A 13,157-nucleotide genomic window follows, 5' to 3' on the forward strand; every position below is an offset into this window, starting at 1 on the left:
CGTCAATAAGGCGAAAACACACTGCCTTACCAACTCCTTCTGGCTTCGATGAACTGAAGCGTAACCGCTGCCGAAAACTGCGTAACTCTTTGTTTGCCAAGGAGTTTTCCGTTTCGACTGCGCCGGAAGTGGGACGAATTATAGACGTCCAGAATCTGCCGTCAACCTCTAATTACGCTTTTCTATCAATAACTTGCGGAACGCCGGAAAACTGCGCATTCCCCTCTATATAGGAGAGCAAAACCAGCCCTGCTATATAGAAGGAATGCTCAGAGCACTCCAGACGCCTTGAACCCAGCAACGACTCCGGCATCCAGACCCAACACCCGCTGCAGAACCTCCAGCGTGTGTTCACCCAACAAAGGAGGCGCACTACGGTACTCCACCGGAGTCTCGGACAGACGTATCGGGCTCGCAACCTGCGGCACCATCCCGGCCAAAGCATGGGGCAGCTCAATGGCCAACCCCCGCGCCTGAACCTGAGGATCGGCAAACATCTGAGCGAGATCATTGATCGGTCCGCATGGCACGCCTGCCTGCTCCAGCTGCACCACCCACTCAGCAGTAGTCTTGAACACGGTCGCCTGGCGAATCAGCGGAATCAATACTGCTCGGTTAGCCACCCGCAATTTGTTGGTCGCAAAACGCGGATCATCCGCCCACTGCGGCTGACCAGCCACCTGCGCAAACTTGCGGAACTGCCCATCATTACCCACAGTGAGGATGAAGTCGCCATCGGCTGTAGGAAAGTCCTGATAAGGCACGATATTCGGGTGAGCGTTGCCCAGGCGTTTAGGCGCAACGCCTGTAGTCAGGTAATTCATCGCCTGATTGGCCAGACAAGCCACCTGAACATCCAGCAATGCCATGTCTATATGCTGACCGCCACCGCCCTGATCCCGATGAGCCAAGGCCGCCAGGATCGCCACCGTTGAATAGAGCCCGGTCAAAATATCTGTCAGCGCCACACCGACTTTCACCGGGCCCGCGCCTTCATCGCCTTCGGGACGACCGGTCAAACTCATCAGACCGCCCAAGCCCTGGATCATGAAGTCGTAACCCGCGCGCTTGGCATACGGACCTGTCTGACCGAATCCAGTGATCGAGCAATAGATCAGCTTCGGATTAATCGCCTTGAGCGACTCATAGTCCAGCCCATAAGCCGCCAGGCCACCGACCTTGAAATTTTCAATGAGGATGTCCGACTTCGCCGCCAGCTCACGCACGAGCTGCTGCCCCTCTGGCCGCGTGAAGTCGATGGTCACTGATTGCTTATTGCGATTGGCGGCCAAGTAATAGGCCGCCTCGCTGGTGTTCTCGCCATAGGCATCTTTAAGAAACGGAGGCCCCCAGGCGCGCGTGTCATCGCCATTGCCCGGGCGCTCGACCTTGATGACTTCGGCGCCAAGGTCCGCCAGGATCTGCCCGGCCCAGGGCCCGGCAAGCACCCGCGATAAATCCAGTACCCGTAGATGCGAAATCGCGCCCATGACCGTTCTCCTATTAATAGAACGCCTGGATGCCGGTCTGCGCGCGACCGAGGATCAGCGCATGGACGTCATGCGTACCTTCATAGGTATTCACCACTTCCAGGTTGACCAGGTGCCGAGCGACACCGAACTCATCGGATATGCCGTTGCCACCCAGCATGTCGCGCGCCATGCGGGCGATATCGAGGGATTTACCACAGGAGTTGCGCTTCATCATCGAAGTAATCTCGACGGCAGCAGTGCCTTCATCCTTCATACGACCCAGACGCAGGCAGCCTTGCAGCGCCATGGTGATTTCGGTCTGCATGTCAGCCAGCTTCTTCTGGATCAACTGTGTGGCCGCCAATGGACGACCAAACTGCTTACGATCCAGGGTGTACTGGCGAGCGGTGTGCCAGCAGAACTCGGCAGCGCCCAGTGCGCCCCAGGAAATGCCGTAACGCGCCGAGTTAAGGCAGGTAAAAGGACCTTTCAAACCACGGACATCCGGGAAGATGTTCTCTTCAGGGACAAACACGTTGTCCATGACGATCTCGCCGGTGATGGATGCACGCAGGCCAACCTTGCCGTGAATCGCTGGAGCGCTCAGACCTTTCCAGCCCTTCTCCAGAACAAAACCACGAATGTCGCCCGCGTCGTCCTTGCCCCAAACCACGAACACATCGGCGATCGGGCTGTTGGTGATCCACATTTTGCTGCCGGTGAGGCTGTAGCCGCCTTCCACTTTGCGTGCACGAGTAATCATCGCGCCCGGGTCGGAACCGTGGTCAGGCTCGGTCAGACCGAAGCAACCGATCCATTCACCCGAGGCCAGCTTCGGCAGGTACTTCTGCTTCTGTGCTTCGGTACCGAATTCGTTGATCGGCACCATGACCAGCGACGACTGCACGCTCATCATCGAGCGATAGCCGGAGTCGACACGCTCAACCTCGCGAGCAATCAGACCGTAGCTGACGTAATTCAGGCCGCTGCCACCGTATTGCTCAGGAATGGTCGCACCCAACAGACCCACTTCACCCATCTCGCGGAAGATCGCCGGGTCGGTCTTCTCATGACGGAAAGCTTCGAGAACGCGCGGCGCGAGCTTCTGCTGAGCGAACTGCTGAGCGGTGTCGCGAATCATGCGTTCTTCTTCAGTGAGCTGTTGATCCAGCAGCAGGGGATCGATCCAGTTGAAGCTAGCTTTACCGCCCATGAGTGAGTCCTCTCGAATCGGGTCAAATAACGTGGAGTGATCCTAGGCCGGGTTTGGCTTCACGACAAACGAGGATTTTGCATACTGTTGTGCTAATTTCTCACTCCGTAACGTCGCAAAAATAGCCTATATGCGATGTATTAGTGAGGTTGACGTACATGCGCAGGAAGATCCCCAGTACAACCGCCCTGATCAGTTTTGAAGCTGCAGCGCGCCACGAGAGCTTTACCAAGGCCGCCCAGGAACTTTCCCTCACGCAGGGAGCGATTTGCCGACAGATCGCCAGCCTTGAGGAGTTCCTCAGCGTCGAACTGTTCCGACGCTCGCGGCGCGGAGTGAAGCTGACGGAGGCCGGGCTTTCCTACAGCCGCCGAGTGGCCACCCAACTCGACGCGGTTGAACGCGATACTTTGTCAGTGATGGGCCAGCAAGGCGCCAACATGATCGAACTGGCGGTGGTGCCAACCTTCGGCACTCAATGGCTGCTGCCTCGACTCAAGGATTTTCAGCACAAACACCCGGAAGTGACGGTCAACCTCACCAATCGCACGCGCCCCTTCCTGTTTGCCGACACCGACTTCGACGCCGCGATCTATTTCGGCGACGCCGACTGGCCGGGTACCGAGTCCCACAGGCTAATGGGCGAAAATCCGATGCCGGTGTGCAGCCCCACGTTACTGGGAAAAAAAACCAATCTGACCCCCAGTGAAATCGCCGAACTGCCCCTGCTACAACAGACCACCCGCCCTTATGCCTGGCGCCAGTGGTTCAACTCTCAAAACCTGAATATCCCGCGAGACATGACAGGGCCGCGTTACGAGCTATTCTCCATGCTTGCTCAAGCTGCGATGCACGATATGGGGATCGCGCTGATTCCACCGTTCCTGATTCAGCGCGAATTAGCAGAGAAGCGCCTGGTGATTGCCAACGCCCAGGCACTATCGAGCATTAAGGCCTACTACCTGATGATTCCCGAGCGAAAGGTCGAATCAGCCTCTTTAAAGGCATTTCGCGATTGGCTGGTGAATCAGGCACAAAGCTACAGCCTAGAAGGATAAAGGCTCACACTTATTAGCTGACCCCGTAGTCAGGAAAACAAAAGCACTACAGATATAAGTATTTGTCGCATATTGGCAGACTGTACTGAGGAGTAGCACAAACGTCCTACAAAGGCCTGAATACGTGGCCTTGAGCCTCCATTGGAAGGCAATGACACCTCATTCACCGTGCCGATGTGTAAATTCTTGAATTTTGGACAGAATCCTCACAAGCCACGGCCTGCAAGGGATTGCACCGACCAGTGCGACATTCGGTCACGGGGTGACTTGTAGTTAATTTTCCGTCACCCGTCATAATCCCTTGAAGGGCACAAAGTTCGCCTGCAAAATGCCGCGCCCCGCCCTGATTTAGCGGGATCGTGCTGATCGGCCGCCCCAGCCGCACCATCCGAAGTGCCTGGGTTTACTCAATAAGATCACGCAGGAGATTTGACGTGCACATTGGTGTTCCTCTCGAAACCCAGACGGGTGAAACACGGGTTGCTGCAACCCCGGAAACCATCAAAAAGCTGATCGGCCAGGGTCATAAAGTCACTGTGCAAAGCGGCGCCGGCATCAATGCCAGCGTTGTCGACAGTGCTTATGAAGCGGCAGGCGCAACCATTGGCAGCGCCAATGATGCATTTGGCGCCGAGCTGATTCTCAAGGTGGTCGCCCCCAGCGACAGCGAACTGACGCTGATAAAAAGCGGCACCGTTGTGGTGGGCATGCTCAATCCGTTCAGCAATGAAACCATTGCCAAGCTGGCTGAGTGCGGCATTACCGCTTTCGCACTGGAGGCCGCGCCGCGCACCTCCCGCGCTCAGAGCCTGGATGTGTTGTCCTCCCAGGCGAACATCGCCGGCTATAAAGCCGTGTTGCTGGCTGCTCACTACTATCCACGCTTCATGCCGATGCTGATGACCGCTGCGGGCACCGTGAAAGCGGCGCGCGTGTTGATTCTTGGCGCTGGCGTAGCCGGTTTGCAGGCGATTGCCACGGCGAAACGTCTGGGTGCAGTCATCGAAGCGTCCGACGTGCGTCCTGCCGTGAAGGAACAGATCGAATCTCTGGGTGCGAAATTCGTCGATGTGCCGTACGAAACCGATGAAGAGCGCGAATGCGCCGTCGGTGTCGGCGGTTACGCACGCCCCATGCCGGCCAGCTGGATGCAGCGCCAGGCCTTGGCCGTGCACGAACGCGCCAAGCAGGCTGACATCGTCATTACTACTGCACTGATCCCGGGCCGCAAGGCGCCGACGCTATTGAGCGCGGAAACCGTGGCGCAGATGAAGCCAGGCTCCGTGGTCATCGACCTCGCGGCCGCTCAGGGCGGTAACTGCCCGCTGACCGTGGCTGATCAGGTGGTCGTCGAGAATGGCGTGACCATTTGCGGCCCGACCAATCTGGCCGGCGCCGTCGCGGCCGACGCTTCGGCGCTGTACGCGCGCAACCTGCTGGACTTCCTGAAGCTGGTCTTCAACAAAGAAGGCCAGTTTGAAGTGAACCTCGAAGACGACATCGTCGCCGCGTGCCTGATGTGCCGCGACGGCCAAGTCATCCGCAAAAACGCCTAAGCAGGGATTCAGACGATGGAAGAGCTTATCTCCCCCGGTATCTACAACCTGATCATCTTCGTGCTGGCGATTTATGTCGGTTATCACGTGGTATGGAACGTTACACCTGCACTGCATACGCCGTTGATGGCGGTGACCAACGCCATTTCGGCGATTGTGATCGTCGGCGCCATGCTGGCGGCAGCTTTGACCGTAACCCCACTGGGCAAGACCATGGGCACCCTGGCGGTGGCTCTGGCGGCAGTGAACGTGTTCGGTGGCTTCCTGGTAACGCGTCGCATGCTTGAGATGTTCAAGAAAAAAGCCCCGAAAGCCGTAAAAGAAGAGGCGCCCAAGTAATGAGCATGAATCTGGTAACGACGCTCTACCTGATCGCGTCGATCTGCTTCATCCAGGCCCTCAAAGGCCTGTCGCACCCAACCACATCGCGGCGCGGCAATGTCTACGGCATGCTCGGCATGGCGTTGGCGATCCTCACCACGGTCGGCCTCATTTATAAGCTGGGTGCAGAGCTTGCTACTGCGGGCATCGGTTACGTCATCGTCGGTCTGCTGGTCGGCGGCACCGCCGGTTCGATCATGGCCAAGCGCGTTGAAATGACCAAGATGCCGGAACTGGTCGCCTTCATGCACAGCATGATCGGTATGGCCGCAGTGTTCATCGCCATCGCGGCGGTGGTCGAGCCGCAATCGTTGGGCATCGTCAAGGAACTGGGGGATTCGATTCCTGCCGGTAACCGCTTGGAGCTGTTTCTCGGCGCTGCCATCGGTGCAATCACCTTCTCTGGTTCGGTGATCGCGTTTGGCAAGCTGTCGGGCAAGTACAAGTTCCGCCTGTTCCAGGGCGCACCAGTACAGTTCAGCGGTCAGCACAAGCTGAACCTGCTGCTGGGTCTGGCAACGCTGGCACTGGGCATCACCTTCATGCTGACCGGCAATCTAAGCGCGTTTGCTCTGATGCTGGCCCTGGCCTTCGTGATGGGCGTGCTGATCATCATCCCGATTGGCGGTGCAGACATGCCCGTCGTGGTGTCGATGCTCAACAGTTACTCCGGCTGGGCAGCAGCGGGTATCGGCTTTTCGCTGAACAACTCGATGCTGATTATTGCCGGCTCGCTGGTGGGCTCAAGCGGTGCGATCCTCTCGTACATTATGTGCAAGGCGATGAACCGTTCGTTCTTCAACGTGCTGCTCGGCGGTTTCGGCAACACAGCAGATGCCGCTGGCCCGGCAGGCTCGAAAGAAGCCCGCCCGGTGAAATCCGGTTCGGCTGACGACGCTACCTTCCTGCTGACCAACGCCGACACCGTGATCATCGTTCCGGGCTATGGCCTGGCGGTGGCTCGCGCGCAGCACGCGCTGAAAGAACTGACCGAGAAACTGACTCACCGCGGCGTGACCGTGAAGTATGCGATTCACCCGGTTGCCGGTCGGATGCCTGGGCACATGAACGTATTGCTGGCCGAGGCCGAAGTGCCTTACGACCAGGTGTTCGAGATGGAAGACATCAACTCCGAGTTCGGTCAGGCCGACGTGGTGCTGGTACTGGGTGCCAACGACGTGGTTAACCCGGCGGCCAAGAACGATCCGAAATCGCCGATTGCCGGCATGCCGATTCTCGAAGCGTTCAAAGCCAAGACCATCATCGTCAACAAGCGTTCGATGGCCAGCGGCTATGCCGGTCTGGACAACGAACTGTTCTACCTGGACAAGACCATGATGGTTTTCGGCGACGCCAAGAAAGTCATCGAAGACATGGTCAAAGCCGTCGAGTAATCCCCTTCGGCAACCTGAAACGCCCCGACTCGTCGGGGCGTTTTTGTTTGTGGCTGTTACCGATCCTGTAACGGTGTTTTGTCTGAAAGACCCAGAATAGACGCCTCGAATGCGACCTTGGTAGCGGGACGCAGGCTCATCAAATTCACTAGACTGCACACCTTGCTTCCGTTGCCCCGAGAAAATAATTATGTACCGTGACCGTATTCGCTTGCCTTCGTTGTTGGACAAGGTGATGAGCGCCGCCGACGCTGCCGCTCTGATTCAGGACGGCATGACCGTCGGCATGAGCGGCTTTACCCGAGCCGGCGAAGCCAAGGCTGTGCCTCATGCCCTGGCCGAGCGCGCCAAGGTCACGCCACTGAAAATCACCCTGATGACCGGTGCCAGCCTGGGCAACGACCTCGACAAACAACTGACTGAAGCCGGCGTACTGTCGCGACGCATGCCGTTCCAGGTGGACAGCACCCTGCGCAAGGCGATCAATGCCGGCGAAGTCATGTTCATCGACCAGCACCTGTCGGAAACCGTAGAGCTACTGCGTAACCAACAACTCAAGCTACCGGACATCGCGGTGATCGAAGCCGTGGCAATCACCGAGCAGGGCCATATCGTGCCGACCACCTCGGTAGGCAACTCGGCCAGTTTCGCGATTTTCGCCAAGCACGTAATCGTCGAGATCAACCTGGCTCACAACCCGAATCTCGAAGGCCTGCACGACATCTATATCCCGACCTACCGGCCGACCCGCACCCCGATTCCGCTGGTGAAGGTCGACGACCGCATCGGCAGTACCGCCATCCCGATACCGCCAGAAAAAATCGTCGCAATCGTGATCACCAACCAGTCCGACTCGCCGTCCACTGTCTTGCCGCCGGACAGCGACACACAGGCCATCGCTGACCACCTGATCGATTTCTTCAAACAAGAAGTGGCTGCCGGTCGCATGACCAACAAGCTCGGACCGTTGCAAGCCGGTATCGGCACTATCGCCAATTCGGTGATGTGCGGCTTGATCGACTCGCCGTTTGAAGACCTGACCATGTACTCCGAAGTGCTGCAGGATTCGACTTTCGATCTGATCGACGCCGGCAAGCTGAGCTTTGCGTCGGGCAGCTCGATCACTCTGTCGAGCCGGCGCAATGCCGATGTGTTCGGGAATCTGGAGCACTATAAGGACAAGCTGGTGCTACGCCCTCAGGAAATCTCGAACCATCCCGAAGTGGTGCGACGCCTGGGCATCATTGGCATCAACACCGCGCTGGAGTTCGACCTGTACGGTAATGTCAACTCCACCCACGTCTGCGGCACGCGGATGATGAATGGCATCGGCGGCTCCGGCGATTTCGCGCGCAATGCGCACTTGGCGATCTTTGTCACCAAGTCGATTGCCAAGGGTGGCGCGATTTCCAGCGTGGTCCCCATGGTCAGCCACGTCGACCACACAGAACATGACGTCGACATTCTCGTGACCGAGATAGGCCTGGCCGACTTGCGTGGCCTGGCCCCGCGTGAGCGCGCCCGTGTCATCATCGACAACTGCGTTCACCCGGACTATCGACCAGCCTTGAATGACTACTTCACTGCCGCTTGCGCAGTCGGCGGGCATACCCCGCACATCCTGCGTGATGCCCTGAGTTGGCACATAAACCTGGAAGAAACCGGGCGCATGCTAGCGGTGTAATTGATACAGATTGCAGCTGACGCAAACACAGTTTCGTTAGCTCGCGGTGATAACACTCAGCATCGTCAAAAACTGTACTGCTGTACCGGTCTTTTCCTACGGCATTTGCCTACCTTTTACTAAGAAAGGATCAAAAATGCATCATATTGGTGCGGACAAGTACAGTTGCCTCAATTTAGACCAGTACACTGCCGTTTAACAGTTAACTGGTCTCTCACAATACAGGTGAACTGTATCTACAGAGACTGGCCAAACGAGAGGATCATTGGCATCAGTTAAACCACTACCTAATCCCGCCATAAGCGGAAGGATGTCAACCATGGAACGTACACTCAGTTCCGAACTGTTCTTCGAAGATACTGCTGCAAAAACCCAGGCTTCCATGCCTCTGCGCGTTATCGCCAACCTGATGCTGTGGCAGCGCCGCATCTCCAGCCGCCATCAACTGGCTCGTCTGGATTCGCGTCTGCTGGCTGACGCCGGGATTAGCGAAGCACAACGCTACGAAGAGCTGAGCAAGCCGTTCTGGCGCTAAGTTAGCGTCGCTGGCTCTGATCCTCCGGATCCACCGCCAGCACCCCGAATTGAACAAACAAAACCCGTCGTGGGAAACCACGACGGGTTTTGTCGTTTTGGTGCGTTCACATTGGGCCGTACAGAAGAGATAACCCTAAACAGGTACAGTTTATACATTTAACAAATTGAACCAGTACAATTTCATCGGAGTGTGTCTGTGCCCGCAGGCGTACGGGGGTCACCATTGAATCCCGACAAGTTGGCAAAAGGACCGCGTCCATGAATAACTTACTAAATGTTTCCATCGTCACACCGCAAGCGAAGCCCCGCTTGGCCAGGCTTCGAGGATTGCTGAGAGCGTTCGCCGACAGCCTGGAAAGGGCTCGCACCCGACGGTTACTGGGCCAACTCAATGATCAACAGCTCTCGGACTTGGGCATCAGCCATGCAGACCGCATCCATGAAGTGGACAAACCGTTCTGGCGCTAGCGTTCTCCATTAACAGACGGGACTGTTCTAACCGAGGTGCACAGGCCTAATATCCAGATAGAACGTGGCGATCGCTTTACGACAGGCGTCTGATCCTGAGCCACTTCTAAATCGGTCTATCCAAAGGAGCTACCCCATGTCCCGTCTTCGTTTGCTCAGCGCTGCCGCCCTGCTTGCCGTTGCTGCCAATTCCCACGCCACCAGCTTTATCGTGACCACCGATTCCATTGTCGGTGGACTGAAGGCGTCCTCTGACGCAACGTCGGATGTCTCGTCCTCCTTTCGCGACGACAAAATCGTCCGTGCAGCCCGTGACGATGCCGCTAGCTTCGTCGCCAGTGAAGGCGCCATTCGTGGTGTGAAACTGGAAAGTGCTCTCGACCATATCCGCCAACAGGCTCCACAACTGAATGCGACCGACGCACAGCTGGCCCAGGCCATCCTGACGATCTAAGCGACAGCTCTGATGCGGGGCACGCCCTAATGCTGATCAGTTAAACGCAACCCGTGTGGGAGCGGGCTTGCTCGCGAAGGCGTCGCACATCCAACATTGATGTCGCCTGACAGACCGCTTTCGCGAGCAAGCCCGCTCCTACAGGTGTCCCAATGTTTCGGCGCTGGCTCTAGCCCGGGCATTGCGCTAGCCTTGGGACTCGCTTTTAGCTATCGAGTCTCATGCGTTTTCTTTCAAGTATTTCGATCACTACGGTTTTTCTTGCGGCTTGCTGGTCGGGTTCGGCCCATGCCTTCGATGCTTTCAACCTGTCTACGCAAGGCACCGTGGCCAGTGGTTATGCCACCAGCATGGTGACCTCCGCGCCCTTCGACCATAAACTGCTGATCGCCGCCCGGGATGACGCTGCCGCGTTCATTGCCAGTGACGGTCAACTGCGAGGATCACAACTGGAGGCCGCGTTGATTTACCTGCGCCGGACCCAGCCAAAACTTCACGCCAGCGACCTTGAACTGGCGCAAGCAATTCTCGTCCAATAGTTATCCCTTGTTCCTCCGGAGTCGTTCCATGCGTAGCCCGCTGATTGCTGCCACCCTTGGCCTGCTGTTGTTGGCCAATGTGGCCCAGGCGCAAACCCTGGTAGCCACCAGTAACATCATCATTCGTGCATCCGAACGCACGCTTGATTTCACTTCCGACACCACCACGTCCATCCGCGATTCGAAGATCGTCCGTGAAGCCCACGACGATGCAGCCAGTTTCGTCGCCAGCGAGGGTGAAATCCGTGGTGCGCACCTGGAAGCGGCCTTCGACACCTTGCGCACTCGCGTGCCGGAAGCCCGCGACGCCAGTGATCAGGTTCTCGCCGAAGCCATTCTCGCACTGTGAAGTCACTCGGCGCCTGGCTGCTGGCCGGGGTTGTGTTGCTGCTTGGCAACACAGCTCAGGCCAGCCTGCAATTACGGCTCAAGACCGACGGTCTGAGCCCCGCACAACAGCAGGCCAGTCAGGCGCTGCTTGACGAAGCCATGCAGGCGTTACCGCCGCGCTTCATCGAGCAACTGGACCGGCGCATTGATGTCGGCTGGACCGACGACATGCCGAGCGATGCCTACGGCCAGGCGTCGCTGGTGTCCGAGCTGGACCTTAATCGCAATCTGCTCGCCAGCCTCACCAACGGCAGCGCCGCGACCCAAAAAACGTATCGTCCCCACGGTACCGTGCGCCGGGAAATGCTCGCCACGGTGTTGCACGAACTCACCCACATTTATGACCGTGCGCGCCTGTGGCCAGCCGCCGAGCGCACGCTGATCCAGCGTTGCACGCAACGTAACAGCAGCTCCGGGCTGATCGGCATCCCCGATCAATGCCGTGGGCAGACGGAGAGACGCTGGACCCTCAGCGATGACCCTCGTCTGCTGGATTTGGCCGGCTGGCCGCAATACGTCGGTCGGCGCGGCGAGCGCGAACAGTACAACCGACAGATTGCGCGCAGCCCGGACATCTACGAGACGAGCAGCCCGAAGGAGTTCGTCGCGGTCAACATGGAGTACTTCCTCCTCGACCCAAGTTACGCCTGCCGTCGCCCTGCGCTGTATCGCTACTACAAAGAGCATTTCGGCTGGGCTCCTGCCGCAAAAGATACGTGCGCCCAATCATTTGCCTTTCTCAATGCGGGTAACGACTTCGCCAAGCAGCCTCTGGGTCAGGTCGATCCGGAGCGGGTTTACGCGGTTGACTATCTACTGGCCGAAGCCAACCAGAACTGGGTCAGCCGCTGGGGTCACAGCATGCTGCGACTGGTGATCTGCGCACCGGGTCGGCCTCGCGGGCCGGATTGTCGACTGGATCTGGATCAGCATCTGGTGCTGTCCTACCGCGCCTTCGTCGGTGACTTACAGCTGTCGAGCTGGGATGGGCTGGTGGGTAAATACCCATCGCGCCTGTTTGTCTTGCCGCTGGCCCAGGTGATCGACGAATACACCAAGACCGAACTGCGCAGCCTGGCATCGGTGCCGCTGAACCTGTCGCACAGCGAGATCGAAGACGTGGTGGAACACGCTGCGGAGATGCACTGGAGTTACGATGGCAACTATTTTTTCCTGTCCAACAACTGCGCAGTAGAAGGCCTGAAATTACTGCGCAGCAGCACCAACAATGCGCAACTGGTCGGCCTCGACAGCATCATGCCCAACGGCTTGCTGGAAGTGCTCAAGGGCCGTGGATTGGCAAACACCAGCGTGCTGGATGATCCCCGCGAAGCACTGCGCCTGGGCTATCGCTTTGACTCCTTCCGCGAGCGTTATCAAGCGATGTTCGAAGTGCTGAAAAAGCATTTGCCGATCAAGCAGGACAAGGTCGAGGACTGGCTGTCCTTGAAAGCTGAAGAGCGCCGCAAATGGATTGATCAGGCTGATTTGCGCACCAGTGCGGCGTTACTGCTGCTGGAGCAGGCCAGTTTCCGTCAGCAGATGGTGCTGGCCCAGGACGAAGTGAAGCAACGTTATCTGGGTGCTCGGGAACTGAAGAATGGCGGCATGGATAAGGCCAATGCGACCTTGCAGGAGATTCTCGCCAACAGCGGCTTCCTCAGCCGTCCGGCCGAACTGCTCGGCACCGGTGGTTATGGTTTGCCGCAAGCGAACGAGTGGACGCGTCTGGAGTCGGAAAGCAACCTGCGCCAGAAGCAGCTGCAAGCGCTGACCGGGGATCTCGACAAGGAAGTGAGAGCGTTGCTCGAGCCGAGTCGTGCCGCCGAAATGGCCGCCAACGAAGCCAACCTGAAGCAGGTTGGCGAACATTTGCGCAAGCTGCACAAGGCCGCGGGTGGGTTGGAGTTGCCCTGAAAGCAAAAGATCGCAGCCTTCGGCAGCTCCTACAGGGGAATGCGATACCTCTGTAGGAGCTGCCGAAGGCTGCGATCTTTTTGTGGGCTCCAGA

General features: G+C 57.8%; 13 protein-coding genes. 11 read left to right on the forward strand and 2 right to left on the reverse strand.

What is annotated here, in order from left to right; translation table 11 throughout:
* Nucleotides 1-269: 269 nt before the first annotated feature.
* Together ACZ9IM_RS18255 and ACZ9IM_RS18260 are read right to left on the reverse strand one after the other, a co-directional pair.
* Nucleotides 270-1,490 carry a CaiB/BaiF CoA transferase family protein gene (locus ACZ9IM_RS18255; RefSeq protein ID WP_476224653.1) on the reverse strand — a complete coding sequence of 407 codons (1,221 nt, stop codon included), beginning with the start codon at nucleotides 1,488-1,490 and terminating at the stop codon, nucleotides 270-272.
* A gap of 13 nt (nucleotides 1,491-1,503) precedes the next feature.
* Complete coding sequence (locus tag ACZ9IM_RS18260; protein WP_007897013.1) at nucleotides 1,504-2,685, reverse strand: acyl-CoA dehydrogenase; 1,182 nt, start codon at nucleotides 2,683-2,685, stop codon at nucleotides 1,504-1,506.
* A gap of 158 nt (nucleotides 2,686-2,843) precedes the next feature.
* Here ACZ9IM_RS18260 and ACZ9IM_RS18265 point away from each other — a divergent pair, with 158 nt between their 5' ends.
* The 11 genes from ACZ9IM_RS18265 (at nucleotide 2,844) to ACZ9IM_RS18315 (ending at nucleotide 13,063) form a co-directional block, all read left to right on the forward strand.
* Nucleotides 2,844-3,743, forward strand: a complete 900-nt coding sequence (locus ACZ9IM_RS18265; protein WP_427627797.1) for a LysR family transcriptional regulator — start codon at nucleotides 2,844-2,846, stop codon at nucleotides 3,741-3,743.
* Nucleotides 3,744-4,177: 434 nt separating this feature from the next.
* On the forward strand, nucleotides 4,178-5,299 hold the full coding sequence (locus ACZ9IM_RS18270) for a Re/Si-specific NAD(P)(+) transhydrogenase subunit alpha (RefSeq protein ID WP_123358427.1): 1,122 nt from the start codon (nucleotides 4,178-4,180) through the stop codon (nucleotides 5,297-5,299).
* A 15-nt stretch (nucleotides 5,300-5,314) separates the two neighbouring features.
* Nucleotides 5,315-5,638 carry an NAD(P) transhydrogenase subunit alpha part 2 gene (locus ACZ9IM_RS18275; RefSeq protein ID WP_003187010.1) on the forward strand — a complete coding sequence of 108 codons (324 nt, stop codon included), beginning with the start codon at nucleotides 5,315-5,317 and terminating at the stop codon, nucleotides 5,636-5,638.
* A complete protein-coding gene (locus tag ACZ9IM_RS18280; RefSeq protein WP_123720033.1) occupies nucleotides 5,638-7,074 on the forward strand; it encodes an NAD(P)(+) transhydrogenase (Re/Si-specific) subunit beta in 1,437 nt (478 codons plus the stop codon). Before ACZ9IM_RS18275 ends, ACZ9IM_RS18280 begins: the two co-directional genes overlap by 1 nt.
* A 190-nt stretch (nucleotides 7,075-7,264) precedes the next feature.
* Nucleotides 7,265-8,758 (forward strand): acetyl-CoA hydrolase/transferase family protein, encoded by a 1,494-nt coding sequence (locus ACZ9IM_RS18285; RefSeq protein ID WP_007902745.1) that lies wholly within the window; start codon nucleotides 7,265-7,267, stop codon nucleotides 8,756-8,758.
* A gap of 319 nt (nucleotides 8,759-9,077) precedes the next feature.
* Nucleotides 9,078-9,293 carry a DUF1127 domain-containing protein gene (locus ACZ9IM_RS18290; RefSeq protein WP_007902752.1) on the forward strand — a complete coding sequence of 72 codons (216 nt, stop codon included), beginning with the start codon at nucleotides 9,078-9,080 and terminating at the stop codon, nucleotides 9,291-9,293.
* 260 nt (nucleotides 9,294-9,553) lie between these two features.
* On the forward strand, nucleotides 9,554-9,763 hold the full coding sequence (locus ACZ9IM_RS18295) for a DUF1127 domain-containing protein (protein WP_427627801.1): 210 nt from the start codon (nucleotides 9,554-9,556) through the stop codon (nucleotides 9,761-9,763).
* Nucleotides 9,764-9,899: 136 nt separating this feature from the next.
* On the forward strand, nucleotides 9,900-10,217 hold the full coding sequence (locus ACZ9IM_RS18300) for a DUF2388 domain-containing protein (RefSeq protein WP_008067730.1): 318 nt from the start codon (nucleotides 9,900-9,902) through the stop codon (nucleotides 10,215-10,217).
* 221 nt (nucleotides 10,218-10,438) lie between these two features.
* A complete protein-coding gene (locus ACZ9IM_RS18305) occupies nucleotides 10,439-10,756 on the forward strand; it encodes a DUF2388 domain-containing protein (protein ID WP_476224655.1) in 318 nt (105 codons plus the stop codon).
* A gap of 28 nt (nucleotides 10,757-10,784) precedes the next feature.
* A complete protein-coding gene (locus ACZ9IM_RS18310) occupies nucleotides 10,785-11,105 on the forward strand; it encodes a DUF2388 domain-containing protein (RefSeq protein WP_007902760.1) in 321 nt (106 codons plus the stop codon).
* Complete coding sequence (locus tag ACZ9IM_RS18315) at nucleotides 11,102-13,063, forward strand: DUF7844 domain-containing protein (protein WP_476224656.1); 1,962 nt, start codon at nucleotides 11,102-11,104, stop codon at nucleotides 13,061-13,063. Before ACZ9IM_RS18310 ends, ACZ9IM_RS18315 begins: the two co-directional genes overlap by 4 nt.
* The last annotated feature ends 94 nt before the right edge of the window (nucleotides 13,064-13,157 follow it).

This window comes from Pseudomonas sp. TE12508, assembly GCF_056279485.1.

Coding starts and splice junctions, on each gene's coding strand:
- ACZ9IM_RS18300 (WP_008067730.1), top strand. CDS start 9,900: ATGTCCCGTCTTCGTTTGCTCAGCGCTGCCGCCCTGCTTGCCGTTGCT.
- ACZ9IM_RS18265 (WP_427627797.1), top strand. CDS start 2,844: ATGCGCAGGAAGATCCCCAGTACAACCGCCCTGATCAGTTTTGAAGCT.
- ACZ9IM_RS18295 (WP_427627801.1), top strand. CDS start 9,554: ATGAATAACTTACTAAATGTTTCCATCGTCACACCGCAAGCGAAGCCC.
- ACZ9IM_RS18255 (WP_476224653.1), bottom strand. CDS start 1,490: ATGGGCGCGATTTCGCATCTACGGGTACTGGATTTATCGCGGGTGCTT.
- ACZ9IM_RS18290 (WP_007902752.1), top strand. CDS start 9,078: ATGGAACGTACACTCAGTTCCGAACTGTTCTTCGAAGATACTGCTGCA.
- ACZ9IM_RS18260 (WP_007897013.1), bottom strand. CDS start 2,685: ATGGGCGGTAAAGCTAGCTTCAACTGGATCGATCCCCTGCTGCTGGAT.
- ACZ9IM_RS18275 (WP_003187010.1), top strand. CDS start 5,315: ATGGAAGAGCTTATCTCCCCCGGTATCTACAACCTGATCATCTTCGTG.
- ACZ9IM_RS18310 (WP_007902760.1), top strand. CDS start 10,785: ATGCGTAGCCCGCTGATTGCTGCCACCCTTGGCCTGCTGTTGTTGGCC.
- ACZ9IM_RS18285 (WP_007902745.1), top strand. CDS start 7,265: ATGTACCGTGACCGTATTCGCTTGCCTTCGTTGTTGGACAAGGTGATG.
- ACZ9IM_RS18305 (WP_476224655.1), top strand. CDS start 10,439: ATGCGTTTTCTTTCAAGTATTTCGATCACTACGGTTTTTCTTGCGGCT.
- ACZ9IM_RS18280 (WP_123720033.1), top strand. CDS start 5,638: ATGAGCATGAATCTGGTAACGACGCTCTACCTGATCGCGTCGATCTGC.